25 protein-coding genes are annotated in these 23,809 nt (G+C 53.5%); 11 read left to right on the top strand and 14 right to left on the bottom strand.

Annotated elements, in window-relative coordinates; all coding sequences use genetic code 11:
• Positions 1-14: 14 nt before the first annotated feature.
• Positions 15-893 (bottom strand): 2,4-diacetylphloroglucinol hydrolase, encoded by an 879-nt coding sequence (gene phlG, locus ACVVH8_RS14820; protein WP_103301996.1) that lies wholly within the window; start codon positions 891-893, stop codon positions 15-17.
• 202 nt (positions 894-1,095) lie between these two features.
• Between phlG and ACVVH8_RS14815 the strand changes: the two genes are divergently transcribed.
• Positions 1,096-1,698, top strand: a complete 603-nt coding sequence (locus ACVVH8_RS14815; RefSeq protein WP_249412144.1) for a TetR/AcrR family transcriptional regulator — start codon at positions 1,096-1,098, stop codon at positions 1,696-1,698.
• A 9-nt stretch (positions 1,699-1,707) separates the two neighbouring features.
• On the opposite strand, the gene ACVVH8_RS14810 is transcribed toward ACVVH8_RS14815, so the two are convergent.
• The 9 genes from ACVVH8_RS14810 to hemA form a co-directional block, all read right to left on the bottom strand.
• Complete coding sequence (locus tag ACVVH8_RS14810; RefSeq protein WP_146041204.1) at positions 1,708-2,130, bottom strand: hypothetical protein; 423 nt, start codon at positions 2,128-2,130, stop codon at positions 1,708-1,710.
• 27 nt (positions 2,131-2,157) lie between these two features.
• The gene (locus ACVVH8_RS14805) at positions 2,158-3,108 is read right to left on the bottom strand and encodes a hypothetical protein (RefSeq protein WP_213028702.1); all 951 of its coding nucleotides are present in this window, start codon (positions 3,106-3,108) and stop codon (positions 2,158-2,160) included.
• A 43-nt stretch (positions 3,109-3,151) separates the two neighbouring features.
• The gene (locus ACVVH8_RS14800) at positions 3,152-4,336 is read right to left on the bottom strand and encodes an amidohydrolase family protein (protein WP_213028701.1); all 1,185 of its coding nucleotides are present in this window, start codon (positions 4,334-4,336) and stop codon (positions 3,152-3,154) included.
• Positions 4,337-4,357: 21 nt separating this feature from the next.
• Positions 4,358-5,212, bottom strand: coding sequence for a TauD/TfdA family dioxygenase (locus tag ACVVH8_RS14795; protein WP_475231100.1), 855 nt, complete (start codon positions 5,210-5,212; stop codon positions 4,358-4,360).
• A gap of 318 nt (positions 5,213-5,530) precedes the next feature.
• The gene (locus ACVVH8_RS14790; protein WP_213028699.1) at positions 5,531-6,733 is read right to left on the bottom strand and encodes an MFS transporter; all 1,203 of its coding nucleotides are present in this window, start codon (positions 6,731-6,733) and stop codon (positions 5,531-5,533) included.
• 52 nt (positions 6,734-6,785) lie between these two features.
• The gene (gene asnB / locus ACVVH8_RS14785) at positions 6,786-8,636 is read right to left on the bottom strand and encodes an asparagine synthase (glutamine-hydrolyzing) (protein WP_475231098.1); all 1,851 of its coding nucleotides are present in this window, start codon (positions 8,634-8,636) and stop codon (positions 6,786-6,788) included.
• Positions 8,637-8,659: 23 nt separating this feature from the next.
• The gene (locus ACVVH8_RS14780; protein ID WP_475231096.1) at positions 8,660-9,727 is read right to left on the bottom strand and encodes a Gfo/Idh/MocA family oxidoreductase; all 1,068 of its coding nucleotides are present in this window, start codon (positions 9,725-9,727) and stop codon (positions 8,660-8,662) included.
• Entirely contained in the window at positions 9,724-10,230 is a 507-nt protein-coding gene (locus tag ACVVH8_RS14775; protein ID WP_249412143.1) for a GNAT family N-acetyltransferase, read from the bottom strand. The genes ACVVH8_RS14780 and ACVVH8_RS14775 overlap by 4 nt, the downstream gene beginning before the upstream one ends.
• Positions 10,227-11,459, bottom strand: coding sequence for a 5-aminolevulinate synthase (gene hemA, locus ACVVH8_RS14770; protein WP_475231094.1), 1,233 nt, complete (start codon positions 11,457-11,459; stop codon positions 10,227-10,229). Before hemA ends, ACVVH8_RS14775 begins: the two co-directional genes overlap by 4 nt.
• Before the next feature lie 144 nt (positions 11,460-11,603).
• On the opposite strand from hemA, the gene ACVVH8_RS14765 reads away from it, so the two are divergent.
• The 6 genes from ACVVH8_RS14765 (at position 11,604) to ACVVH8_RS14740 (ending at position 18,849) form a co-directional block, all read left to right on the top strand.
• The gene (locus ACVVH8_RS14765) at positions 11,604-12,476 is read left to right on the top strand and encodes a helix-turn-helix transcriptional regulator (RefSeq protein ID WP_401296237.1); all 873 of its coding nucleotides are present in this window, start codon (positions 11,604-11,606) and stop codon (positions 12,474-12,476) included.
• A 186-nt stretch (positions 12,477-12,662) separates the two neighbouring features.
• A complete protein-coding gene (locus ACVVH8_RS14760; protein WP_315445436.1) occupies positions 12,663-13,178 on the top strand; it encodes a cupin domain-containing protein in 516 nt (171 codons plus the stop codon).
• Positions 13,179-14,353: 1,175 nt separating this feature from the next.
• Positions 14,354-16,183 carry a transposase gene (locus ACVVH8_RS14755; RefSeq protein WP_475231092.1) on the top strand — a complete coding sequence of 610 codons (1,830 nt, stop codon included), beginning with the start codon at positions 14,354-14,356 and terminating at the stop codon, positions 16,181-16,183.
• 2 nt (positions 16,184-16,185) lie between these two features.
• Positions 16,186-17,055 (top strand): TniB family NTP-binding protein, encoded by an 870-nt coding sequence (locus tag ACVVH8_RS14750; protein WP_475231090.1) that lies wholly within the window; start codon positions 16,186-16,188, stop codon positions 17,053-17,055.
• Complete coding sequence (locus tag ACVVH8_RS14745) at positions 17,055-17,786, top strand: ATP-binding protein (protein WP_475231088.1); 732 nt, start codon at positions 17,055-17,057, stop codon at positions 17,784-17,786. Before ACVVH8_RS14750 ends, ACVVH8_RS14745 begins: the two co-directional genes overlap by 1 nt.
• A gap of 565 nt (positions 17,787-18,351) precedes the next feature.
• On the top strand, positions 18,352-18,849 hold the full coding sequence (locus ACVVH8_RS14740; RefSeq protein ID WP_475231086.1) for a hypothetical protein: 498 nt from the start codon (positions 18,352-18,354) through the stop codon (positions 18,847-18,849).
• Between the two features lie 179 nt (positions 18,850-19,028).
• On the opposite strand, the gene ACVVH8_RS14735 is transcribed toward ACVVH8_RS14740, so the two are convergent.
• Positions 19,029-19,502, bottom strand: a complete 474-nt coding sequence (locus ACVVH8_RS14735; protein WP_475231084.1) for an XRE family transcriptional regulator — start codon at positions 19,500-19,502, stop codon at positions 19,029-19,031.
• Between the two features lie 274 nt (positions 19,503-19,776).
• Here ACVVH8_RS14735 and ACVVH8_RS14730 point away from each other — a divergent pair, with 274 nt between their 5' ends.
• The 4 genes from ACVVH8_RS14730 to ACVVH8_RS14715 all read left to right on the top strand — a co-directional run bounded on the left by ACVVH8_RS14730 (position 19,777) and on the right by ACVVH8_RS14715 (position 21,565).
• The gene (locus tag ACVVH8_RS14730) at positions 19,777-20,181 is read left to right on the top strand and encodes a DUF6957 family protein (RefSeq protein ID WP_475231082.1); all 405 of its coding nucleotides are present in this window, start codon (positions 19,777-19,779) and stop codon (positions 20,179-20,181) included.
• 72 nt (positions 20,182-20,253) lie between these two features.
• Positions 20,254-20,637, top strand: coding sequence for a hypothetical protein (locus ACVVH8_RS14725; RefSeq protein ID WP_475231080.1), 384 nt, complete (start codon positions 20,254-20,256; stop codon positions 20,635-20,637).
• A 434-nt stretch (positions 20,638-21,071) separates the two neighbouring features.
• The gene (locus ACVVH8_RS14720; protein WP_475231078.1) at positions 21,072-21,284 is read left to right on the top strand and encodes a hypothetical protein; all 213 of its coding nucleotides are present in this window, start codon (positions 21,072-21,074) and stop codon (positions 21,282-21,284) included.
• A gap of 41 nt (positions 21,285-21,325) precedes the next feature.
• A complete protein-coding gene (locus ACVVH8_RS14715; RefSeq protein ID WP_475231076.1) occupies positions 21,326-21,565 on the top strand; it encodes a PDZ domain-containing protein in 240 nt (79 codons plus the stop codon).
• Positions 21,566-21,826: 261 nt separating this feature from the next.
• Here ACVVH8_RS14715 and ACVVH8_RS14710 read toward each other — a convergent pair whose 3' ends face one another.
• The 3 genes from ACVVH8_RS14710 to ACVVH8_RS14700 form a co-directional block, all read right to left on the bottom strand.
• Complete coding sequence (locus ACVVH8_RS14710; RefSeq protein WP_475231074.1) at positions 21,827-21,994, bottom strand: type II toxin-antitoxin system CcdA family antitoxin; 168 nt, start codon at positions 21,992-21,994, stop codon at positions 21,827-21,829.
• 521 nt (positions 21,995-22,515) lie between these two features.
• Positions 22,516-22,851 (bottom strand): hypothetical protein, encoded by a 336-nt coding sequence (locus tag ACVVH8_RS14705; RefSeq protein WP_475231072.1) that lies wholly within the window; start codon positions 22,849-22,851, stop codon positions 22,516-22,518.
• Positions 22,852-22,977: 126 nt separating this feature from the next.
• Complete coding sequence (locus ACVVH8_RS14700; RefSeq protein WP_475231070.1) at positions 22,978-23,688, bottom strand: DUF3800 domain-containing protein; 711 nt, start codon at positions 23,686-23,688, stop codon at positions 22,978-22,980.
• Positions 23,689-23,809 lie beyond the last annotated feature (121 nt).

Here is a 23,809-nt window from a genome sequence, read left to right as displayed (position 1 = left end):
TTTTTTTTGCGGGGTCAGGCAGCGCCGAACTCTCGATACAGTTCTGGCAGAAAACTGGCCAGATGGTTGAATTCGCACAGGTCATGAACGGCGAATTCATAGGCGAGGGTTTCCAGTTCCGCTTCGCCGAAACCGTTAGCCTCCATCAGTGCGGCAGCCTTTTCGGCACCAGGAAAACGCGACATCGACGGATGGCTGCCGACCCAGTAGCGGCTGGTGAGATAGAGGCCTTCGGGAGTTTCTTTGAATAGGTGCACCATCAGCGACACCGGCACCTCGGGTTGTTCCGCCAGGCTCATCAACGCGCTGACGCTTCCGTCGATTTTCGCTTCGCGGTACAGATCGGCACGCAAGCCCAGTTTTTCCGGGTCCTGGAAGTGGATATGCAGGTGCATCAGGCGATCACCGACATATTCCGAGGCGCAGAAGGTGTTGCCGTACAAGCGCTGTTCGAAACTCAGGGATGTCTGCTTGAGGCGTTCGTGATTGACGCAGGGATTGCTGACATGGGCATAAGGAAACCACAGGGTATAGCGTTCGGCTTCCAGCGGGTGCCACATGAACCACCATTTCAGCATCGCTGCGGTCGAGCGCGGGAAAAACTTGCGGCTCTGGACATACGCCATTGGCCCGGGCAGCAGGGCGTATCCCGATTCCTCGCTGACGAAGTCTGCCTCCAGCAACCGATTGATGTCCTCGATGCTCGGCGTCAGGGTCTGTTCCAGCGGCAGTGGTCCTTGCTGGATCTTGCACACGGCGGACAGGGGGACATTCATTTGCGCAGAGAAATACTTGGCGTAGGGTTTGTCCTTGATCGCCTCGCGATTGCGCAGGAATTGCTTCTGCATCGGCAGAGAGAAGTAGGTGAACGGGGTCATTACGCGCGCATCCATTGCGATGTTTTCCTTTGGCTAAATGGCCTTGGACCTGACAACATTCGTCGCCAATATCCATGCCTATCGAGGTATGTAGGTGATTTGAAGCTAAGCTTCATAAAAATAAAAGTCAAATTTGAATTTGAGTTAATAGGAGTTCATGCTCGTGTACGGTCCGAATCAGGCAGCCTCTCTACGTGCTCAGCGACAAGATGGCCGGGTGACCCGCCAGCATATTCTGGAGACAGCAGGGCAGTTGTTTGCCGATCTGGGGTATGCCAACACCACCAGCAAACAGGTGTGCGAGAACTCCAACTCGAACGTGGCGTCGGTCAATTATCACTTCGAGAACAAGGAGGGCCTGTACCGTGCCGTGCTGCTCGAAGCCCATGAACGCCTGCTCAGCATCGATATATTGTTCAGCCTGAGCCAGAGCCCTGCCTCTCCTGAGGACAAATTGCGTTTGATCATCACCGTCCTGATCGAGCGTGTGCGCAATCATCGAGATGCTTGGGCGCTCAAGGTGTTGAGCCGGGAATTGCTGTCGCCTTCGAGTCTGCTGCCCTCGGTGCTGGAGCAGCAGGCCTATCCGAAAGCGAAGGTCTTTCGCGGCATTCTGGGGCAGATCCTGGGCATGCCGGACGATCACCCGACCACGCTGCACTGTGCGCTGGGCGTATTTGCGCCTTGTCTTTTCCTGCTATTGGCCCACGAAGCGTTGAGCGAGAACGTGCTGCCGGGTCTGAAAATGGAACCCGCCGTGCTGATCGAGCACATGATGACTTACGCGCTCGCGGGCCTCAAAGCCGTGTCGGCGCAATAGCGAACGCGATCAGCTATATCCATCGATAACGCCCGCGTCACGGCGCGGGTCAGGTTTGATCAGCGCCGCGTCAAGCAAGCGGATGCGCGGTTCCGAGTGATACGCGCCCGCGTCGTTGAATCGCAGAAATGCGCGCGAGCACTGGGTGCAGCCCCAGACGCTGGCAATGTTGTAGGGGAAAAATTTGAAGCAGATGGGCGCATCTTCAGACCAGAAGTGCGTTCCGTGCGGGTGGTATTCATCGAGCGTCTGCTCGTCTTCCTGATCGTCCGTCACATGGCCAATGAGCCGCAACAACGTGCCCGACGCCAGTGCGGCGGGCAAACTCTCCCAGCCCCGCGACAGCCCCCGGATACACGAACAGGTTTTGGTTTCCGTGGATGAGTGCACGGCGAGCTGCTGAAGGTTTTCCGGTGTGAGTGTCATTGTCATCAGGTTCCAGACGGTTAGCGCTCGGGTTCAGCTTGGGGTGACAGCGGGCTTTTTCAAAAAGCTTGCGATTCTTGGCAATGCAAATTGCAGTATTTTCGGCATGGTGTGAATAGGCAATTGGCAGCAGGCGAAATACAACGCCATGGTCGGGGACAGGCTGACGCCAAGCGCCGACCACAAGAGCCCGACATTTCTGTTGCCACCGTTCAATCCCATGGTGAATTTCGCGATCAGCGTTCCGGGGTACAAGCTGCCCAGGAGCAGTTGCATGGCAAAATTCACGCCGTAGGCCAGCGCGATCATCGAAAGGGCCAGTGACGGTTCATTCAAGATGATCTGCTGCATGCCGGCCATTGTTCCGATCGCAAACAGAAACAGCGCCATCACCACGACGCCGTCGATCGCCAGGCCATGGTGAGCGACGAAACCGTGGGAAAACCGTCGTATCAGGATCGCCACGCCCTCGGCCCCGCCGATCAATATGGCCAGCCTGATCGCCAGATCAGCAGGATCGATGGACAGGGACAGCCCATCTGCGAACAGGTGGAGGATGAGCGGGGCGGTGATCGGAATAATGGCCATCGAGCACAGCGCAGTGACAAGCGACATCGACGGATCCAGCCCGAGCATTCTGGCGACGGCGGCATTGCCACTGGCCGGCGGTGCGGCAACGGCAATGGCAATGGCCAGCGACAGTTCCTGATTGCCACTGAGATACAGCGCCGCCATGCCGAACACGTACGGACACGCCACTACCATCAGCGCTGGAAATATCAGCGATATCTTCAGGTTTTTTGCTGCTTTGATCACTTCAGCGTTGTTGATGCGCAGCAGCGTACCCAACACAAAGATAAACACCATGACCGGCAGTAGCGGTCTCGCCAGATCTGCCAGATAAGGGATTGCCAATCCGATTGCGCACCCGGAAGCAAGGACCGTGGGGCCTCTGCGGGTAATTTCGGCGAGGATTCGATGCATGCAGGGGGTCTCAAGAATGCGTCCCGTGAGGGGACGCTTCTCTTTAGGCGTTATGGGTAATGACCGGTGACACAGACGGTGGTGGCGAGTTTTTCGACTGCTGCACGACCAGGCGCCCATCAATCAGAATCGCGGTGATGCTCGGCAGGTCGCCGCTGCTGAAACTGCCCAGTACGCTGGGTTCGGCGCCGCCGAGGGGGCCGCATGCAACCAGAATGTCGGCCTCTCTGCCGACGCTGAGAACGCCGCGGTTGAGCTTCCTGACCTTGGCGGTATTACCGGTGGCAAAGCACACAGCCTTTTCCGGCGGCACGTCGCCAAAACTGCTGAGCAGGGCAATGGCGCGGAGCATGCCAAGCGCAGGGACACCGCAGCCGGCGGGCGAATCGGTGCCGATCACGATGCGATCGAGCTGGTTCAGTTCACGCGCATAGTTGAGGGTGGTCACCGCAGCGAATTCATTGCCGTTGTGGACGATTTCCAAAGCGCCGAGACAGCCCTCACACAGGCACCGGATCTGCCGGGGAGCGAGTGCGGTGTAACCGCCGTTGATGTGGCCAATGATGTCGGGGGCAATTTCCAGGATCTCCTCGGCGCCCATGCTCTGCGAGGCGGAAATCGACGGGCCGCCGGTATGGGTAATCGAGGTCATGCCGTGTTTGCGCGCCATCTTCACCAGCTCGGCGGCGCGACTGACGGATTTGACCGGGCCAATGCCGACTTCACCCAGTTGGTTGATGCCTTGGGCGGCCATTTCAGCGAAGTCCTGATCGGAAAACTCATCATTGAGCAGGGGCGCGCCGGCCTCCATTTTTATTCCGGAAGGACGCGCGCTGGAGAACGAACGTTGTGCGGCAATCGCCATTGCCATCATGCCGACTCTGTCCGTCGGCAAGCCCGGAACATGCACCTCGCCGGCGGAAATCATCGTCGTGACGCCGCCCTGCAACGAATGCCAGATCCAGTTGTGGTTGCCGGAGCGCGGGCTGTATTCACCGAGCGTCGGGTGCGTGTGGTTGTCGATCAGCCCCGGCATGACCGTGGTCCGCTTCGCGTCGATCAGCAGGTCTGCTTCCGAGAAATCGACGTCTGCGGCGCGACCGATGAAAGTGATGACGCCGTCAACGCTGACAAGGGTGTCGGCATCTATAAGAGGGCGTTCGAGGTCGCCGGTCAGGAAAGTGCCAATGTTATGGATAATCGAGGTGTAACTGTTTGCGGCCAACATTTGATTTACCTTTTGAAGTCATCAGGCAACGGGCGAAAAGATGCGTGCGCCGTCTTTTTTGAATGAACGGAAGTTCCACAGGTTATTGGTTAGAAACAGCCGTTGAACCCAGCGCCAGGCATGTCCATTGGCATCGAAACCGGGAGTGAACTTGTCGCGGGAATGAAGTGTGAAACGATTGTTGACGTAAACGAGACGGCCCGGCTGTATGTCTGTGCCGTGGGCAACTTGTTTAAGAGCGTCATAAAACTTCGCATAGGCTTTTTTCGCTGCGTCATCCACAGGAATAACCATGTCCGGATAAAACGCTGCGGTGACACGAGGAAGCGTTATCGGCCCGGACAGTATGGGAAACAGCCGGGTTTCACTGGATTGTTCGTCGGTATTTCTCCAGCGGTAAGGCTGGCGAATGATGAAGTGCTTGCCATATAGCAGCTTTATTTCACTGTCAGTCAGCGCCTTCAGTGCTTCGCGGGCATCAGCTACCCAGGTTTTCGGACCTTCCGTGTGCGGATCAGCCCGCACGCCCAGCAGCAACAGCGCCAAGGGCGAGGTGTCACCCCGCGAATCATAGGTCTGAAAGGCGTTTTCGGTGTGCAAGTCCAACTCGACTTCCGAGCCGTTACCGGTGTATTCCGTGGCCGCTTCAGGGTGGGGCACCAGGTCGTTGACCAGTTTTGGCCCTTCGTGACCAATGGAATAAGGCTCCGCAATCAAACTGCCGAACGCCACCAGAACGTTTTCCGACACATAACCGTTTTTGAACCCCAGGCTGTCCGCATCATGTTGCGGACTGCCGAATGTTTCATCGACCGGCAAGTTTTCAAATACACAAAAAGAGGCGTCATCGCTTTTCAATGACTCGAGTTTTTCCAATAAGCGCTCGGAGAACACTCGATACGCTGTTGTGCGGATCGTCTGTATATAATTGCGTCCACCCGTAGGCTCATAACATATATCGACGAATGCATTACGTATTGCCTCGTGTTCGGCAGACGTCAGCCGAAAGACGTGGGCATCCCTACATGACGCTTCCATGAATTCACCACCGCGATTGAGTGTTGTGTTAGTTGTTGTGTTTTAGTTTGGCAAATAGAGATAACAGTGGCGGCGTGTTGAAATTATTCTTCGCGACCACGGCATCAGGCGCCGAGGGCTCGGCACCTGACTTCGCACACAAGTCATGCAAAAGGGTTATTGCGCAGAAACCCTTGGCGCACCGTTGACCGCGTGGGTTCTTCTGTTGCGCAGATGCACCAGTTGCAAAAGCGCGGCGACAACGGATACCGCACCTGCACTGATTGCCAAAGTCCAGCCCGGCATCTGCAACAGCAATATGAAGCCACCGGCGGCGGCGCCCATGGCGCTGCCCAGATACAGTGCCGACTCGTTGAGCGCCACGGCCAGATTGCCGTCGCCCTTGTGATCACGCGCGGCGATCAACTCGTTGTTTTGCGGCACTTGCAGCGCCCAGCCGACGGCGCCCCAGACGGCGATCGGAATCATCGCCAGCCACGGTGTCACGGCAGCAGCAGCCGGCAGCGCAAGCAACGAGACGCTGAGGATGACCAGAATCAGGAACGTGAGCATCGGTCCCTTGATGCGATCCACCAGCGGCCCGACGAGGAAACTGCCCGCCACACCACCCAGCCCCCAGACCCACAGATACGGCGTGATGTTGTTGACACCGCCATAGGCCGGGTCCGCCATCAACGGCACCATGAAGGTGTACATGCCGAGACTCGCGACCGCCGCCAGCAGCGAAACCAGGAGAATGGTCATCACGTTACGGTCGCCCAGCAGGGCCAGTTTGCGGCTGATCGGCATCGCCGGTCCGGCAGAGATCGCCGGCAGTTTGATCAGCAGGCCCAGCCATGAAATCAGGCCGAGGAAAGCCACCAGCCACAGGGCCATCTGCCAACCGAATTGCTCGGCGAGCAGCAGACTGACAGGCACCCCAAGTACCGTGCCGCTGGCCATGCCGCCCATGATCACGGCAATCGCCTTGCCTCTCAGTTCCGGAGCTGAAACCGCCGCCGATGCGGCGATGCCGGTGGCCAGATAGACGCCGGCGCCGATGCCTGCAACGGCTCGACACACCAACAGGGCGACAAAATCGTCGACCAGGGCACTGGCGACGTTGGCCGCAACGAACAACGCCAATGCGACCAACAAACCAAATCGTTGGCGCTGTGCAGGCAACATCGCCACGAAGACTGGCGAACCAATGCCGTAAGCAAGGGTGAACGCCGTGACCAGTTGTGCTGCGACGGCGACCTGTACATCAAAGGCCTGCTCGATCATCGGGATCAGGCCAGCGGTGACGTAAGACGCCATCCCCAGCGCAAAAGCGCCGATCGCGATGAGGTAAACGGGTGCCGGTATTGTTTTGGACATAAGTTACTCCTTGTGCAAGGCAGGGGGCTGACTCCGCAGCCCCCGGGTGTGATCAGATCACCAGATTGACGTCGTACTCGGTGAGCCAGGCGTTGAGTCCAACCGCCAACTCCATGCCCATGCGATCGTACATAGGCGAGTTGTCGCCCAGATGACGGGCGAGGGTAGCGCCGACTTGCTGGTTGTCGAGCAGGGCTCGAACCGGCGCATTCGGATCAGCCATGATGGCGGCGAGGTCTGCGCGCAACACGGCTTCATAGGCTGGATCCTGGGTCGACGGGTACGGACTTTTCACCCGATCAGAAATCGAGGCCGGGAGCAGGTCGCGGGTCGCTGCGCGCAAAATGCTTTTCTCGCGGCCGTCGAACGCCTTGATTTCCCAAGGAATGTTGAAGGCGTACTCGACCAGGCGGTGATCACAGAACGGCACGCGGACTTCGAGGCCGACGGCCATGCTCATGCGATCCTTGCGGTCCAGCAGGGTTTGCACGAAACGTGTCAGGTTCACGTACGTCATCTCGCGCATCCGCCGATCCGTCGCGCTTTCACCCGGCAGCACCGGTACGTCACGCAGCGCTTGCTGATAGGAGTCTGCGACGAACTCGTTCATCGACAGTTTTTCCATCAGCCCTTTGGCGAACAGCGGTTTGCCGTCGAAATACTTGCCGGTTACCGACGTCAGCCAAGGGAAGGTGTCTGCCTGGATCGCATCCGGATCATGGAACCAGCGATAGCCACCGAAGACTTCGTCGGCGGACTCGCCGGACAGCGCAACGGTCGAGTGCCGACGGACTTCTTCGAAGAGGCGATAGAGCGAAGGCCACATGTCGCCCCAGAACGCCGGCGGCAAGTCGAGTGCCTGAATGATCTTGGTACGAAGCTCCGGGTCGGCCATGTCGCGGCTGTCGAGGAGGATCTCACCGTGAGTGGAACGGATCTTCTGGACCAGGTCTTTGACGAAAGGCGCATCCGGTGTACCGCGCACCGCATCACTGGTGAAACCGCCGCCGTGATCGATGAAATCAAGCGAGAACGAGCGAATGTTTTCCTTGCCGGCCGCCAGCAGCTTTTTCGAGGCCAGTGCGGTGATGATGGAGGAGTCGAGGCCACCCGACAGCAGGCTGCACAAAGGCACGTCCGCGACGATCTGGCGGTCGACGATGTCTTCGAGCAAATCGCGGGTGTGCTTGATGGTTTGTTCGAGGCTGTCGGTGTGTTCTTTCGCCTCCAGTTTCCAGTAGCAATGACGTTTAAGGCCGTTGCGATTGATGGAAACAAACTCACCAGGCAGCACTTCGCGCATGCCTTCAAAGATCGCCTGGCCGGGGGTTTTGACCATTTCGAAAATTTCGCGCAGGCCGTCTGCACCGACATTGCGCGGCACCAGCGGATTGGCGAGCAGCGCCTTGGGCTCGGAGCCGAAAATCACCCCGTCTGCGGTCTCGAAGTAATACAGCGGTTTGACACCCATCCGGTCACGGATCAGATGCAGGGTTTGCGTGTGCATATCCCAGATTGCAAAGGCATACATGCCGTTAAGGTGTTCGGTAAACGCCACGCCCCATTCAACGTACGCTTGCAACACGACTTCGGTGTCGCTCTGGGTTTCGAACTGATGCCCACGGCTGAGCAGTTCGTTACGCAATTCGCGGAAGTTGTACACCTCACCGCTGTAAGTGATGGCCGCTGCAACTGTGCCGGCGTTACGCGCAAGCATCGGTTGGCGACCGCCTTCCAGGTCGATGATAGACAGGCGACGATGGCCCAGGCCCACAGGGCCATCGATCCAGATGCCACCCGCGTCCGGCCCACGGTTGGCCATGGTCATGGTCATGCGTTCGAGCGTCGGTTGTTGGTGAATCAGGTCCTGGCCAAAAGAAAGCCATCCGGCAATACCACACATATTAAAACTCCTTGTTCAATTCTTTAGCCGAGACTTTCTAGGTCAGCGTCTTCTGGTATGAGGGTGCGCATGCCCGACTGGACATACTGGACCGCGCTGGCGGTCAATGACTGGGTGTCGATTTCATTGAGCAGCGTTTGCAGTTCTATCGTCGTCCCCAGACCCGCGAAGGGTTGCAGGGGCTGCTCGCTGTCGGCGACAAAACGCAAGACATCCCGGCACAGACGGCAGAGTTTGAGGATCGTCGCGGTCGATGGGTCGGATGCGCTCTGATAGCTGCGTTGCTCGATCTCGACAATTGCCCCGCGCTCATCTCGCGTCCAGACGCGCAGGTGGTCGCTGTCCCAATCCGGTTCGTCGAACTCAAGCCTTGAGTGGATGATCTGCCCGGCTGGATCGGCGAATGTGAAATCCACCGTGCGTTGCCGGTGAATGTTCACAAAGCTCGCGTAGCCTGCCACTGCTGCACCGCCGAGGTCGGCGGTGAACATCACCGTGTCGAGTACATCGTTGCCGGAAATCGAGAAGTCCGACCTGACACCTATGGCATGTTGCAGTTTGAGCGGGGAGGGCGAAGGGCAGATCCAGCTGACGAGATCCAGCGCATGGATGACCTCACTGACCACACCGCAGGTCGGGCGGTAGTCGTTGATGCGGTCTTTGCCCCAATGAAAACTTGAGCGCAACAACTGCCAGTCATTACTTTCAGCCAGTTGCTTGAGGCGCGCAGTCGCTTCTGAATAGCGCTCAACCAGGTCCAGCGCAAAACCACTGACGTGACGCAAGCCTTTGCTGATGGTCAAGAGGTCGTCCCGGGAGGTCAGCATCGGCTTTTCACAGATGATGAAACCGGTGTAGCCGGCCAGATCGGTCAAGACTTCGGCATGGTTGATGTCGTTGGCACTGACCACGACGATCTCCGGCTGCAGTTCACGCAGTGCATCTTGAAGATTGGCGTAGTAGGGCAGACGGCTGTTCTTTTCTCGCCGCGAGCAATAGGAGAGCTTGACTTCGTAGTCTTGGCTCAATCGCTCAAATGCCCGCTGAAAGCGTTTGCCCGCATAGCCCAATCCGATAATCAGGATGTTCATGCGCATTGCTCCCGTGCCTGCCAGGCCCAGACGTATTCCGAGCTGCGGCGATAACCCATTCGCTGGTAAAGGGGTTCCGCTGCCGGGGTCGCCTGCAGCACGACCTTGCCGACTTGCATCGAGTCGAACCAGTTCATGAGTGACGCCATCAACATCCGCGAAAGTCCCTGAGAACGGAACGCCGGCAGCACGACCATCGATTGCACCCAGCCGCACAAACCATTGATGCAGTCAGGCCCGGGCGCTCGACGATCAACAAAACCGGTGACGCAGCCGACCACCTGGTCACCGTTGAGCGCGACCAGCAGACGGGTTGACGGCGAACTGCCGAGCACGTCGTGCAGCCAGGCTTTATAGGTCGCTCGCCAGAGTTTCTTTTCTTCGACGGAGGTGCAGGCATAGCTGGCCTCCGAGCCTTCAAGCAACAGCGCTCTGAGCTCAATGACCGCGTCGAAATGTTCGCTCGTTGCTTGGCGAACGACAATTGGCTCGCTACGGCTCACGCGACACCTCTGAGTTCGAAGCCGGGCGCCAGCGGAATATTGAAATGCAGGAATGTCTCTTGCAGCGCGGCAGCCAAATGTTCGATCTGCGCCTCAGAGTGATTCGGCGTCACGTTCACTCGAAAGCGCTCTGTACCAATCGGTACGGAAGGCGAATTGATCGGCTGCAAATACACGGAGTGCGAATACAGCAGACGTTCGGCAGCCGCCTTGCACAGCGCGCCTTGACCGATCAGCACTGGCAGTACGTGCGTGGTCGAGCAGGGCATGACCGGGATACCGTGCATCTGCAATTGGTCGCGCAGGTAGCGGGTTTTGGCGTGCAGTGCCTCTCGCTCGGTGTTGCTGGCCTTGAGGTGTTCGATGCTCGCAATGCAACCCGCGACAACGGCGGGTGGCAGGGCCGTGGTGAATATGAAACCGGTACAGAGCGAGCGAATGGCGTCGATCATCGTCCGGCTTGACGCTACGTAGCCACCGATGATGCCGATGGCTTTGGCCATGGTGCCCTGAATGATGTCCAACTGGTCTTCGACACCCAGTTCAGCCGCCAATCCTGCGCCTCGAGGGCCATACATGCCGACCGCATGCACTTCATCCAGGTAGGTCAGTGCATTGTGCTTTTTCGCAACGGCTGCGATTTCGGCAATGGGCGCGCGGTCGCCGTCCATTGAGTAGATCGATTCGAACACGACGATTTTCGGACGATCGAGCGGATACCGCGAAAGCAGCTCTTCCAGATGAGCGACGTCGTTGTGACGGAACACCTGACGTTCTGCGGTGACTGCGCGAATTCCGTTGACGATGGACGCGTGATTCAGTTCATCACTGAACACCACGCAGTCAGGGAGTTGCCGGAGCAGGCATTGAAGCGTGGCATCGTTTGAGCCAAAACCGGTCGGGAAAACCAGCGCAGCCTCTTTGCCATGCCAGTCGGCAATGCTCGCTTCAAGACGGCTGAAAAGATTATGCGTACCACCAATATTTCGCGATCCACCGGCACCGGCACCGTAGCTGTCAACGGCATGATGCATCGCCGCTCTGACATCCTGATGCTGGGACATGCCGAGATAATCGTTGCTGCACCAAACTACAACTTCGCTGTCATTATTGTCAGTGAGATGAGCCAGAGGATAACGGCCGCAAATCCTGTTAAGCGTTGTAAATTGCCGGTATTGGCCAGAGGTATGCAAGGCCTCGAGCTTATCCTGCAGCAGTGCTTGATACATTCTTTCTACTCCTTGGCATCAAATCCCGCGATAATCCTTCGCGGATGCAATTGGCCGCTTGTTTCCGGGCCGAGCGGATTCTTTAGCAACCTAATAGTTAGTACAATGGCTACTGTTTATAGTGTTACTAGGAGTAACTGGATAATGGAAAGGAATCTTGAGCGCACTCGACAGGACCTGGCTGAGTTTTTACGCAGCCGCCGAGAGCGCATATCTCTTGCAGAAGCAGGGTTACCCCCGACTGGCAGACGCCGTACACCCGGGCTGCGTCGAGAAGAAGTAGCGGCACTGGCGGGTGTCGGATTGTCTTGGTACACATGGCTCGAACAGGGACGCGATATTGGTGTGTCACCTGCCTTCCTGGACAATCTGTGCCGGGTCCTCAAGCTCGATGCGGTCGAGCGTCGCCATCTCTATCTGCTTTCACACCAGCGACCGCCGGCCGAGGAGGGCAAAACCTGGTGCGTCGTTCCCCAGATCGTTCATCGCCTGATGGCGGATCTGCCGTTGCGACCCGCTTATGTGCTGAACCTTCGCTGGGATGTCCTGGCCTGGAACCCCGCAGCTGACAAGATTTTCAAGTTCTCCGAGAAAACACCTGAGCAACGCAACTTTTTATCGATGTTGTTTACCGACGAGCGCACGAAATCTCTTTTCCAGCCTTGGGACGACCAGGCAATCCAGATGCTCTCCAGTTTTCGCCGGGATTATGTTCACGCCTCAAACGAAAGTGATGTTGCTTCACTGGTGCGTGAACTTGAGAGTGTCAGTGCGGAATTCAAAGGCTGGTGGTCTCGGCAGGATATTCATGGTCCCTGTCAGGGTATTCGGCACCTGACGATCGATTCATTTGGCGACGTCACTCTGGAACACACCACGCTGACAATCGATGTCGAACGGCATCTGCGCCTTGTGTACTACGCGCCAATGGAGCAAGGGGTCGCCCTGTTCAAGTTCGAGAAATGGCTGGAGGAGGGCGTTGTAGAAGTTCAGCACGACCAACTTGAGATCTCATAACTGTTAAGTTTTATTAGTATAAGCGCTCCTGCAAAAGTGCAAGCTTCATGTTTTTTTATAATGCACTTTTGCGGGCACCTTTTTCTCAAGTTTAAGTTATAACTGCAGGAGGCAAATATTTAACTACACTAAATGCTCGTTTAATAGAGCTAACGAAAAACCGGAGTCAAACCAATGGAGCAGGCCATGGTCGAGCGCAAAACAACTGCAACAGATGTTATTGATACGCTGGGCCTGGAACCTCACGTTGAAGGCGGCTACTTTCGCCGAACCTATCAATCCGATCACCGCGACATGCTTACAACCGCCGGCGGTCCACGTTACCTGATGACGTCGATCTACTATCTGCTGACCGAGCAATCACCGGTCGGCCAGTTCCATTTCAACCAGTCCGACATCCTGCATTTTTTCCACTTAGGCGACGCCATCGAGTACAGCCTGATCCTGGCTGACGGCTCATTGCAGACCCTAGTCATGGGCAGCGATATTTTGTCAGGACAACATCTGCAATTACATGTACCGGGTGGCCTGTGGAAAGCTTCAAGGCTTTTGCATGGCTCAAACGGTTTCGGTTTGATCAGCGAAGCGGTTTCACCGGGTTTTGATTTCGCCGACATGGAAATGGGGAATCGCCAGAAACTCACAGCACAATTTCCTCAGCATCGAATGCTGATAGAAAAGCTGACGCGGGATGATGATTGACCACGCTGAATTTGAAGCACCAAAGGTGTGGCCCTCCTTTAAAAGTGGTTAAACGCTCAAGCCCATAGGATTCGTGGCTTCTAGGGATTTTGACTTTTAAAAATGACTAAAAGCTTGGGTGCGTCAGTGGATTTGACCATTTTAAAAGGAGTGAAGTCTGAGCCAGAAAAATCAGGGAGGGCTGAAATAACCCCTGTATCCAGGCTTTGATAGTTGGATTCAACCTATTGATTTTAATAGGTTTTTTTTAAAAGTTTAAGCCCGTGAGGCTTTGAGAAATATACCGGTTTTAAAAGTCGAGAAAGATCGCTTCCTGTCCCCCTCGTAAAGCTGTTGCTCAAGGAGCGTTTACTAACACGGGTATAGGAGGACGAATCCAATTGGCAGTGAATAATTTCAGCTACAGCCATGTGCGCGGAAACAAGTTGGATAAATGCCACGCTAGCGATGGTCAGCACGCGGGAAAGCCTTCTTCCAGCCCCCAGCTATTGGAGGAGAATTGCGTCGAAGTTTAGCCTCCGCTGGCTACGAAGGGAGGGAAGGAGCTAGATAAACCCTTTATATACCATTAAATGTGGAGTTCGGTTCACAGGCAAAGATAACAGTCGCCCCGATTGACTGACTCGGCTCCCGGCAATGTAGGTAAAGCAGCTTTTTTCACTTAATAATTAGCCTTTTTTTCAGTCGGATACGGCGTATCTGGCTCTCATTTACAGAGCTGTGTCATTATCTTGGCAGTTATTTCAAGTCAAGAAGCTCTTTCAATGCTGTTAATTGACTCGGAGCTGGCTCAGGAATCACCCCTCCAACGTGAATTCGATTCACGCATCAAGAGATCCATATAAATCTTATTCATTTCAATTGTATATATTGAAAATATTGACACTTCAGGCGGCTAGCGGAAAACAATAATGCAAAAGTCGTGAACTTGGGGGGCTGCGGATACTTGGCTCGTTTTTTGTATATTGCAGGCGTGTCAATTGATTGTATTTATTTAAGCTTGTTGTCAATTAACACAGTATTAGCTAAACCACTTCGTCAATATATGAAATTAGTTCGTCGACTGAATAGTGGTTAGTTGATGCGTAGTGTCAATTTTATGACCGTTGACAAGTTTGGTAATCATGAGGTTATGCTTGCACACCAGAATTTAAAACAGTCGGTGCCGAGTTCTTATGTTGCAACCCATCGTCGAAGGAAACTTTGTTAGCTTTGAGGAAAAGATATATCGAGTAATAGCTTGTGGAGCGGACGGTGCCATTACCCTAAAAAGTCTGGAAAGTGAGAATTCTTTTAATGTGCTTTTTACTCAGGTAAATCTAGTTGAGGTGGATAGAGAAAAACATGAGTTATTCAATGATCGCCGATTGATTTGGATGGAGCAAACAGAAGTTAACCCTAAAGAGTTGGCTATTGCTTCAGAGCGAGCAAAAAATATTGAAGACTTCCTACAGGGTAAAACTTCGCGGGCAGAACTTACCGAAAAGCTCGGCTCAGCAGAAACAACTATTCGACGTCTATTGAAAAAATATGACCCAGAACTTGGTGCTGTTTCTCTTGTTAGACGTGTCAGAGGGCGTAAAAAAAATTCGCGATTGCTTTCTGATATTCAAGAGAGTGTTATGGAGAGCGCAATTTCGAAACGACTGAATGATAAAACTAAAAAGCTAGAAGCATTTACTTCTCTTTGGGAGCATGTCGACTCTCTATGTTACACCATGGGTGTTAAAACTCCGAGTCTTAATGCTCTGAAGCGAAGGCTTGAATCGTTCGGGCAGAAAGCTATTTACTCCCTTATGCACGGCAGAGAGCCGATGCTTCAAAAGTTTGATCTGAAACCAGGGATGATTCATGTAGACACCATACTTACCATGGTACAAATCGACCACACGAGGGTGGACGTAATTATCTGCGACGAAAATGGTCGACCTCTCATGCGGCCTTGGCTGACGGTAGTTATCGAACTTAAGAGTCGCGTTATTCTTGGTTACTATCTTGCACTCCATCCGCCCAGCTCACTCAGCGTTGCCATGGCGATGCTTTCCGCCTGTTTTCCTAAGCAAGACTTTCCAATCACTCTTGGTGGTGGTCAGAATACTCGCCACAGGTTCTGGGGGGTGCCTGGTGCAATTGGTATGGATAACGCCGCGGAATTTACTAGCCCAGAGCTTGAAGCGACCCTGCAATATTACAAAATCGTACCCATGCTGCGGCCTGTTGGAAAAAAGCATTACGGAGGGCATGTTGAGCGAATTATCGGTACGCTGATGGGGAAGGTGCATCTTCTGCCAGGTACTACCTACTCGAATGTGCTGAAGAAAGCAGACTACGACTCTGCCAAACATTCAGCTATGTCCTTTTCAGCATTTTGTGAGTGGTTTGCAAATGAAGTGGCAATCTACCATGGGCGTGCTCATGAAGGGTTGAATAGACTTGCGCCGTTCGAGGTTTGGGATGCAGAGATGGCTAAGAAGGGGCCCAATTATGTGCCCCCAATGCCGGGGAACTTTCAAACATTTGCTCTTGACTTCTTTCCAAGTGTGATACGAACAGTGCAACCAAAGGGTGTCGAGTTTAGTAGGTCATTTTACTCTTCGGCAATTCTCAGTAGGTTCGTTGGTTCAAGACTTTCGTTTAAGTACAATCCGTTGAACCTTTCAAAAATATGGTTGCGCCAAGATGGCCGGTATCATGAAATATCTTACTCTGATTTGACTAAAACAGCTGTCTCGTACAGCGAGTACTGGGCGTTTTCGCGACCACGCGATCGTCGCCCGGGAACACTGGTGGACGAGGAGTTGCACCAAGTTCGCTTGGATAATCATGAATTAGTGGAAAATTCAAAGGCTACGACCAAACGTATCCGGCAAAACGTAGCCAAGAAAGTTACGGCTGCGGAAACTATGTCTTTTCTTTCCTACGGCGGGGAAGGGCAGTCGCTTCAAGGAAAAACCAAAGAACCAAGCTCTGATCAAACTCGAAAAAAACTTAAGTGGGGCGACTGAGAATGGATGGGGAACATTTGCATGAGAGCCGGCGTTACGCTTTGATTCTGTCAGATGAGGAACGTTGTAAGATTATTCGGCAGGATATTAAGGTCGACACCGAACACTTGCTTACCGTGTCAAACATTGTAGATAACATGCTTAGTATCGTACGAGGCAGTATGGAAGCTCCCTGTCTAGTCGTATCTGCCGGTTCTAACCATGGAAAGACCACAATTTGTAATGCGGTCAGGGGAATGGATGAATCATGGCGTCACAAAATCAGGTATGTGACTTTTGTCAAGGATACGGGGAAGACAAAGCCTATGGTGAAACTCTTGACTGCTTTGGGCTTGGAACCCGGAAAAACTGGGATACCCATTAGTATGGTAGCCGAATACTGTATCGCTAACGATATTCGCGGTGTGTTTATGGACGAGTTCCATGATTCTATCAAGGGACTGTCTAAGGGCGAGCAGGATACGTTTCTCTCCTTGCTGAGGGGTTTATGCGGGGCGCCTGCTTTCCTAAGCTTTTTTGTTTTCGGAATCGACGAGGCCCTGAATGCTCTCGCAATTGACGCCCAGTACGTCCGTCGATTTGAGCACTATGAACTTACTCCTTGGTCGAAAGCCGATGCAGAGTATCTTAACTTTTTGGATACTTGGGAGGAGATCGTTCCGCTTGGAAAAAGGTCACATCTTTCTTCTAAGGCAATGTCTGACTATATCTATACTAATACTTCGGGGATTATTGGGAATATTTGCACACTACTCCGAGCGGCTGCTTGTCTGGCAGTGATATGGGGTGATGAGAAAATTACACTTGAAAGCTTGCAGGCGGCTAATCGTTCGAAGTGGAATACCCGTGTACGACCCAAGAGTACTCTCTAGTGAAGTACTTATTATGTCCAAAACAGCATCAAGCTGAACAGAACATATTGGCAAGTATTTCCGATAACGTACTAACTGTTTTAGGTGGGGAGACCTGGACAGGAAAAACCACTGTTACTAAGCGGCTTCTTAAAAGAGCCGATCGGGAAAGCGTTTTTACTGCTTACGTGCCTGGGAGTTTCACCAAGGTATATCGCAACGTGGATTTGGCATTTGCGTCAGCGCTAGGCCTACCTCTGACTAGCCATTTCATGTCATTTCGAAATATCGAACGCTCTCTTGAAGATATGATTGCTGGTCGGGAGTTTCGTCTAGTGTTCGACGATGCCAGCGTCCACTTTGGCGGTGGTAAAGAGCAACGGAACGGTTCTCTTGGATTAGTACAGACCCTCCAGCAACGTTTTCCTAACATTAAATTATTGTTAGTTTCTGGGCCCAATATTTTAGACGGAGCTCTGAAAGAGATCATGGATAAGGAGATGCACTATGTCGACATCGGTGTGTGGCAGTATGACCAACAGTATCTAGCATTCATCAACCAAGTTGGGGAGGCATGCGGCTTCAAGCGCTCGCAGCTGGCCAATGAAGATTTCACAAGAAATCTTCTGGATAAAGCTTATGGCGCCAGCGGAGCCCTAATACAAACTCTACAGATATTAGCGCGAAACCCCTTCTACAAAGCTTGTCCATCGTTGCCTGTTGAGAGCCTGCGTAATATGTGGAAATTTTGAGTTGTTCGACGAATTCTCATCAGGGAAACCGCCCCGATTCATTCTTGGAGAGACACTTCTTTCTTGGGTGATGCGGTGCTTGGGACAGAACAAGCTCCGAAATCCTCATTTATTTCGGAGTGCAATTAACCAGAGCCTCGCTCGCCCAAAACGAGTGGTTCCCGGCGTCGTGGAGTCTTGGCCACCTCCAGTCTTTGAGGATATCGAGTTCGATCTTGATACTATGCTATTTAAAGTTGTGCATGACACTTATGGAACCGGAGCAACTGTCTTAAGGAAGCAGTTTGCTGCGCGTCAGTCAGGGTTGCTTGACATCCATTTCCGGCACACATACTGCTCTGCTTGTCTTCTCGAAAGTATGATGACGTCTGGATTTCCAATCTGGCGTCAATCTTGGTGCTTCATGACCAGCGTATATTGCATTGAACACCGACGTCCATTGATGCGGCCGCGGGATACTTTTACACCTGAAAGACGTATCTGGGATGCGTACCTTTATTCAGTAGATGAGCGAACAGAACAGAGTTCTCTCTTTGACCGGCGAATTGCGGGAATCGCAATTCGCATGCAGCATTGGATTGAATCCTTGATACCTGGGCAGGAGCTCACCGAAGGCGTGGAAGCCCTGTATGGACTGTTGCTTGCGAAGCGAACGGCATTTACACCTGGTGGGATAGCGTCAGTGGGCTTTTCTCGCGCCCAACAGGTTTTGTGTAGACTAAATCTGGATCTGCATGAGCGCATCGAGTACGGATTGAATGACAGTGATCCGTACCAACGAATGGGGGCTTTGTTATTGATCGGATGGTTGAGCGGCATGGTTTCATCGACAGAAATCGATTACTTGGGACACTATGACCATTGCGTCAGCAGAACGCTGCCATCCTCTCCACAGCAATTGGGGCGCATGGTAGCTCTGAACCTAAATGCAGAGGAGATGGCGGTCGTTCGAGAGAAACTGCTTAAGCTGGGGGAGATGTCGTCCACCATGATGTCGAGCTTTTTGGAAGGTTTTGACGAGGTCAGATCCCGCTCCATTCGTTCAAGCCGGCCAAAGCGCTGAATCGTTCACTAGGTACTGGCCCAACGCATTCAGCAGACGGTCAGGTCTTCATGACTGTCGATACAGGAGCGCCGCCAAACTCAGTCAGCAAACATCGCCGGAGTGAAGAATTCAGCCATCGATCTCATTTATGTGCCGCTCTTGATAAATTACTTCGCCTGGCAGCGAAGATCGTTCGGCTATCGCTTTCTCCAATACTCCCTCACCGACGTCAACGCCAGCCCCAACTGCGCCGCAGCCTGCTGCTGCGTTGCACCTTCCGCTTTAAGTGCCAGTACCGCTCGCTCATTGTCTGCGTTTAGCGGCTTGCCACGTCCTCGTTTTAAGAGGTTGCCATCAGCATCGAACTGATCGCTGAGCACCTTCATTCCACCCTCAGCCTCAAAGGCAGCCACGTCGGTCAATGCACGGCCAATAACAGTGAGTGGCTGCTCACCCTGGCGATGAGCAATGCAGAGGGTAAGCATCGCGATCGGATCTAGGCCAAGGGATTGCGCCAGCTCGTCAAATTGCTCGACGGTGATGCTGGTCTGTGCGTTCTCGAGAGCACTGACTTTACGTCGGTGGGTCGCATCGGAGACGTCAGCATACTTGGCGCGCCGGACGAGGCGGAGCGCCCGAAGCACGCCTGCAAATGCGGTTCTCAGTTCCATGACTTTCTCAAAAGTCAGGATATAGCCATAACTGAGGTTTACGGATAAACGTCAATATAGTGTATTATTCGTATTTCCGACTGCTCCTAGCACCAAGGCGCAGTGGTGATAGCGAGTGGAAGGACACCCCACAGCGGCGTTCAAGCCAAGGTGTCCATAGAGGGCACGCCAGCACCAGGCGTAGTGTGTTTGAGGTCGGTTCCGGCCTGCAGCTACACAGCCTTTGAGCGCTCGTGTGGTGAACACAGACAATGCATCAACGGAGATTTTGCAGTTGAGTACAGATCAAAACGAATGTGATGACGAATTACTCGGTGGCCCCGGTGAACCACTCCAGGGCTCTATGGACACAGATGAGCAACTCATTGAGCTCGTCCGAGCACTACATCCGCACAAGCCGTACTGCCTGGTTGAGAGCTGGACAATTTTTAACGTCGACGTCACCGGAGATGAGCTGAACAAAATCCATGCGGCAGGGCAGCTTCCAATGATTCTGTTTGCTCACAATGTTCGTTTTGATAGTGAGCGGCGCTTCGACGTGGGTGACTGGGTGCGTAGCACCTTTGCCACGACGTTTGAGGAGGGGTTCCTCTTTGAAACAAGGAACACGATCTACGTGTTGAAAGGGCCCGGTTACGAAAAGTCAGCAAGTCTCAAGACGGTTCTCTCTTTTTTCTAGCATGAAATCGGTTCAACGATTGGGGTTGAGATGTTCGGAACAAACGTAACAGATAGGGCCGGAGTGGCAGGAATGTTCGGCGAAGGACATGCGCATTGGTTCAAGGTTTCGCGATTGCTCCCGACCCACTGGTACCACATTGATTTGAGGGTTAGAAATGAAGACCACATGACCCCCATTGTTGAGATGGCCGGAGATGAATTGGCCTTTAAGCAGGTTCTTGAGAAATGCGGTGATGATGATGTAGTCCTAAAGGAGGTACAGGCAATTACTCCCGCCTGGATGAACAAGACTGATGGGTGGCGTATGGAAAAGCTGGTCGGTATGTCGATTGGCCTCGATAGAAACGGCATTCAAGTGTGCCTTCTAGAGGTAGCGAGCGGGGAGGTGTATGCAGACATACATGACCCTCTGTTTTGTGTCGACTCCTTAGTTGAAGTAAAGAAAATCTACTGAACCGAGACCTAGACCATGTCGAACGCTACAGAGATTGAATTTCATTCCAGGCGTCTCACGGATTTTCACCTGCGCAGAATCCTACGTGCATGCCAGCACCACTACGATCTTCCCATCACGGCTTACTTGAGCGAAGTTTTTGTATCCGGTGGCACGGCGATCGGAGTCGTATTCGGCCACAGAGAGGTCGATCAATTCGGGCGATTCGATGACGGGCGTTTTTTGCGCACCTCCTCCATACGTTTTGCTAGGAAGGAAGGGCGGTTCTGGGTGCTCACAACGTTGGATGCCAGATACGTGATTGCGTCATTCAAACGCTTGGATGGACGGCAAAGCTTCCGAGCCTTCCTGGCGGGTATGAACGTGTTTCCTGTGCCTCCTATTGTTTAGTGAGCTCAGGTCAGGCCCATGCTGGATAAAGATCTGGAGCCAATATGGGCCGGAAAGGCGATACGGTGTATTGCGACGGTAAAGTGCCAGTTGCTCAGGCTCAAGAGCTTTTGCAGTTTGTGACTGCTCTACATGAGTCGCGAGTACATCCGGGCATGGAGTCTGTATTTGAGAGTTTTCAGCTCGAGCTGACGCTGTCGATAGACATTGTTGAAAATCCGCCCGATTGGGGCGCCGGAGAGCCGATGAAGCATTAAAAAAGCTACGGCTAGGCGCTAGGCGCTGACGCGAAGGACGATTGCTTTTCACTGAGCGCAGAACCTTTAGCTCTGATGCCATTCCTGGTGGAAGCGCAGAGAAAGCTGGAGTCGTGGCTCGAGATGTAATCGTTGAAGTTAACGGTGCGCCTGTTCATGGCTTTATTGATTTTAAGGTAGCCGTTAAGTGTGCGCCGATTGATTCGAATGTGGACTTGAAGATTTGGCGAGGCCAAGGCTTAGTGACTCTGCCCGTGAAGGTTGGGAGTAGGTGGTGCTGAAAGCAGGGCTGCTGATTTGTCGCTATGATCTCCAGCTTGGGAGGCGCGCAGCATATCGAGTATTCAAAATACGTAACATGATCTCCGCAGAGATAAATTGGGTGTTAATGGGTGTGTAATTGGGTATGAAGGCGCTTACGCCCGTTTTAGATTAATTTCCCCCGGCTTGGGTGAGGGCGCCTTAGCTTACACACTCGCTGCTCTGGCCCTACTAAGTCTTGGCCACGGTCGATTCAAAGGGGGGGGCGATTCGCTCAGGCATTAAGAGCTACGTACGGAGTCGCTGAAAACGCCCTGGGCCTGCACGTATTCGTTGTAGTCATTACCGGCATCGCTATTCTGTAGCAGCCATTGCTCGCTCTGCTTCCTCATCAGTGTCTCGCCCTGCTCCTGCTCCTGCTCCGAATGAATTTCGTAATGAGTCTGCATGGCGTTGTCTCCCTTTCAGTTGCGGTCATGAGAGTAGTCAAAGGCATCCTGAAGAAAACCTAGCCGCTTACGCGAAGAAGCGACATGCAGTTATGTCCGCTGCACAGCGGAAATTGGACAGGGTTGAACCGTAATGACTCCTGACCTACCTTCAGATTTTGCTCCCGTAAGTCGACCGGAAATCCCGGTGATCAAATGAAGAACCACGAGCAGCATATCTGTCCCGTGCGAGCAGGACGAGGCTCTGTTGAGTAACCATAAGTGATGTTCTTACGAGTCGTCCACGTCTAGGTAGAGTAAGCCAGGTTGCATTGCTTGCAGCGCCGGCTCTGTCTGGAAGGGAGCATTTCGAGCCAAGTTTCGTAGTCGCTTCGTACTAGGCCAGCTCCCCAGTAATCCCCAGCGGTTTACCGGTCGGTAGATAGAACCTCCGTGCGAGCGCCTTGGCCTCACTCTGCACGTCCAGGACTCCTTTTTTGGATCATTCAGCGTCCGGCGACGCGTTGGTACGGCTGCATAGCTCAGTCATCTGCAAACGCCTCTAGCGCGGCGAGAAGTTTGGCTAGCTCAGTAAGGTTGGCCGCATTGACGATGTCGTATTCTCCTCGACTGCTCAGCCGATAAACCTCGCGTGCCTTTTTAACGCGCTCAAGTAGCGGGACGACGATGCCCGATGCTCGCTGCAGGAAGTCGTTAATGTCCGCACGCGTTTGGGGGATCTTGTAACCCTTGACCGCGCTAGAGATGATTACCCCTGCATCGCGAAGCTTGGCAATGCCACTGGAGCGAATTCTCTGGCCGTCAACCACTCCGAACCCACTGTCTTTTAGATGGGCGATGATTTCAGTAGTCAGCACGTAGTCCTTGGTGACAAATTCGCTTTGAAATCTCAAGAACCGCAAGATGCCTAGCTGCAGGCGCTCATCCTCATCAGAGTGCTTACCAACCCGCTCGCTAAAGCTATCAGCCTGGCGTAGAGCTTCCTAGTGTATTTGGTAGTCAGCATAGCAAGACTCATTCGTCGGCGGCGGCAGAAGAGACTGGTACTTGGATGGCCACTCCAGCATGCCCAGAGTCTGGCTGCGAAAGATTTTCTTGTAGGCGAGAATTGCTTCTTCCGATGCTTTTTCTTCGTAGATCTGAGCCACCGAACCCGCGAAAAAATCTGCAACCTGAACTAAAACGTTGTCCTTACTGGACTTCGTCTGAAACGCATCCTCATCGCCAAACAGGTCGTCAACAAACCGTTCTACAACGTAGCTTTTGAGGCTCTCCTGAAATTCCTGTCCACCATGCTCGTCTACGATCATCCGGAGGTCAGGGTGTGCCCTGAATAGACGTTCATAGAGCAACCCGTTCACGTACTTAACGAACGAGGTCTTGATACGGAGGCCGCCATCTTTGTGAATTCGTGACTTATCGACGACTGTGAAATAGAGCTTGAACGGGAGCTCGGCCAGCTCGCTCAAGATCCGAGCACGGCGGCCAGAATCCTTGGGCTTTAGATTGCTGGAGTTGATCTCACCTTTTTGGAAATGAAGCTTCCGGATTGCTTCAGCCTGAGCATAGGCAGCATCCAGATCTTTCTCTGCCACCAGAATGGAACACACGATGAAAAAGCTCGAACTTCCACTCTTTGCCGTATCAAGGTCGGAATTCCCGGACTCATCCACGAAGGCATACGTTCTGTCCATGAGCATGCTCCATCAGGATCGGACTGAGCGCGAGGAATCGCCCAGTGGCAAGGTGGTCGACTGGTGCTTGCGAGGAAATGTAGCAGTTTCGCGAAGGAGCGATACTCTCGGTTAGCAACTG

It is taken from the genome of Pseudomonas trutticola BRTCR10, from assembly GCF_056155105.1.
This window is presented reverse-complemented; position numbering and strand designations above follow the sequence as displayed.

What these genes read in the sequence shown, in the direction of transcription:
- phlG (WP_103301996.1), bottom strand. Translation starts at nt 893, where the DNA reads ATGGATGCGCGCGTAATGACCCCGTTCACCTACTTCTCTCTGCCGATG.
- ACVVH8_RS14810 (WP_146041204.1), bottom strand. Translation starts at nt 2,130, where the DNA reads ATGACAATGACACTCACACCGGAAAACCTTCAGCAGCTCGCCGTGCAC.
- ACVVH8_RS14805 (WP_213028702.1), bottom strand. Translation starts at nt 3,108, where the DNA reads ATGCATCGAATCCTCGCCGAAATTACCCGCAGAGGCCCCACGGTCCTT.
- ACVVH8_RS14800 (WP_213028701.1), bottom strand. Translation starts at nt 4,336, where the DNA reads ATGTTGGCCGCAAACAGTTACACCTCGATTATCCATAACATTGGCACT.
- ACVVH8_RS14790 (WP_213028699.1), bottom strand. Translation starts at nt 6,733, where the DNA reads ATGTCCAAAACAATACCGGCACCCGTTTACCTCATCGCGATCGGCGCT.
- asnB (WP_475231098.1), bottom strand. Translation starts at nt 8,636, where the DNA reads ATGTGTGGTATTGCCGGATGGCTTTCTTTTGGCCAGGACCTGATTCAC.
- ACVVH8_RS14780 (WP_475231096.1), bottom strand. Translation starts at nt 9,727, where the DNA reads ATGAACATCCTGATTATCGGATTGGGCTATGCGGGCAAACGCTTTCAG.
- hemA (WP_475231094.1), bottom strand. Translation starts at nt 11,459, where the DNA reads ATGTATCAAGCACTGCTGCAGGATAAGCTCGAGGCCTTGCATACCTCT.
- ACVVH8_RS14765 (WP_401296237.1), top strand. Translation starts at nt 11,604, where the DNA reads ATGGAAAGGAATCTTGAGCGCACTCGACAGGACCTGGCTGAGTTTTTA.
- ACVVH8_RS14760 (WP_315445436.1), top strand. Translation starts at nt 12,663, where the DNA reads ATGGTCGAGCGCAAAACAACTGCAACAGATGTTATTGATACGCTGGGC.
- ACVVH8_RS14755 (WP_475231092.1), top strand. Translation starts at nt 14,354, where the DNA reads ATGTTGCAACCCATCGTCGAAGGAAACTTTGTTAGCTTTGAGGAAAAG.
- ACVVH8_RS14750 (WP_475231090.1), top strand. Translation starts at nt 16,186, where the DNA reads ATGGATGGGGAACATTTGCATGAGAGCCGGCGTTACGCTTTGATTCTG.
- ACVVH8_RS14740 (WP_475231086.1), top strand. Translation starts at nt 18,352, where the DNA reads ATGCAGCATTGGATTGAATCCTTGATACCTGGGCAGGAGCTCACCGAA.
- ACVVH8_RS14735 (WP_475231084.1), bottom strand. Translation starts at nt 19,502, where the DNA reads ATGGAACTGAGAACCGCATTTGCAGGCGTGCTTCGGGCGCTCCGCCTC.
- ACVVH8_RS14725 (WP_475231080.1), top strand. Translation starts at nt 20,254, where the DNA reads ATGTTCGGCGAAGGACATGCGCATTGGTTCAAGGTTTCGCGATTGCTC.
- ACVVH8_RS14720 (WP_475231078.1), top strand. Translation starts at nt 21,072, where the DNA reads ATGGGCCGGAAAGGCGATACGGTGTATTGCGACGGTAAAGTGCCAGTT.
- ACVVH8_RS14710 (WP_475231074.1), bottom strand. Translation starts at nt 21,994, where the DNA reads ATGCAGACTCATTACGAAATTCATTCGGAGCAGGAGCAGGAGCAGGGC.
- ACVVH8_RS14700 (WP_475231070.1), bottom strand. Translation starts at nt 23,688, where the DNA reads ATGGACAGAACGTATGCCTTCGTGGATGAGTCCGGGAATTCCGACCTT.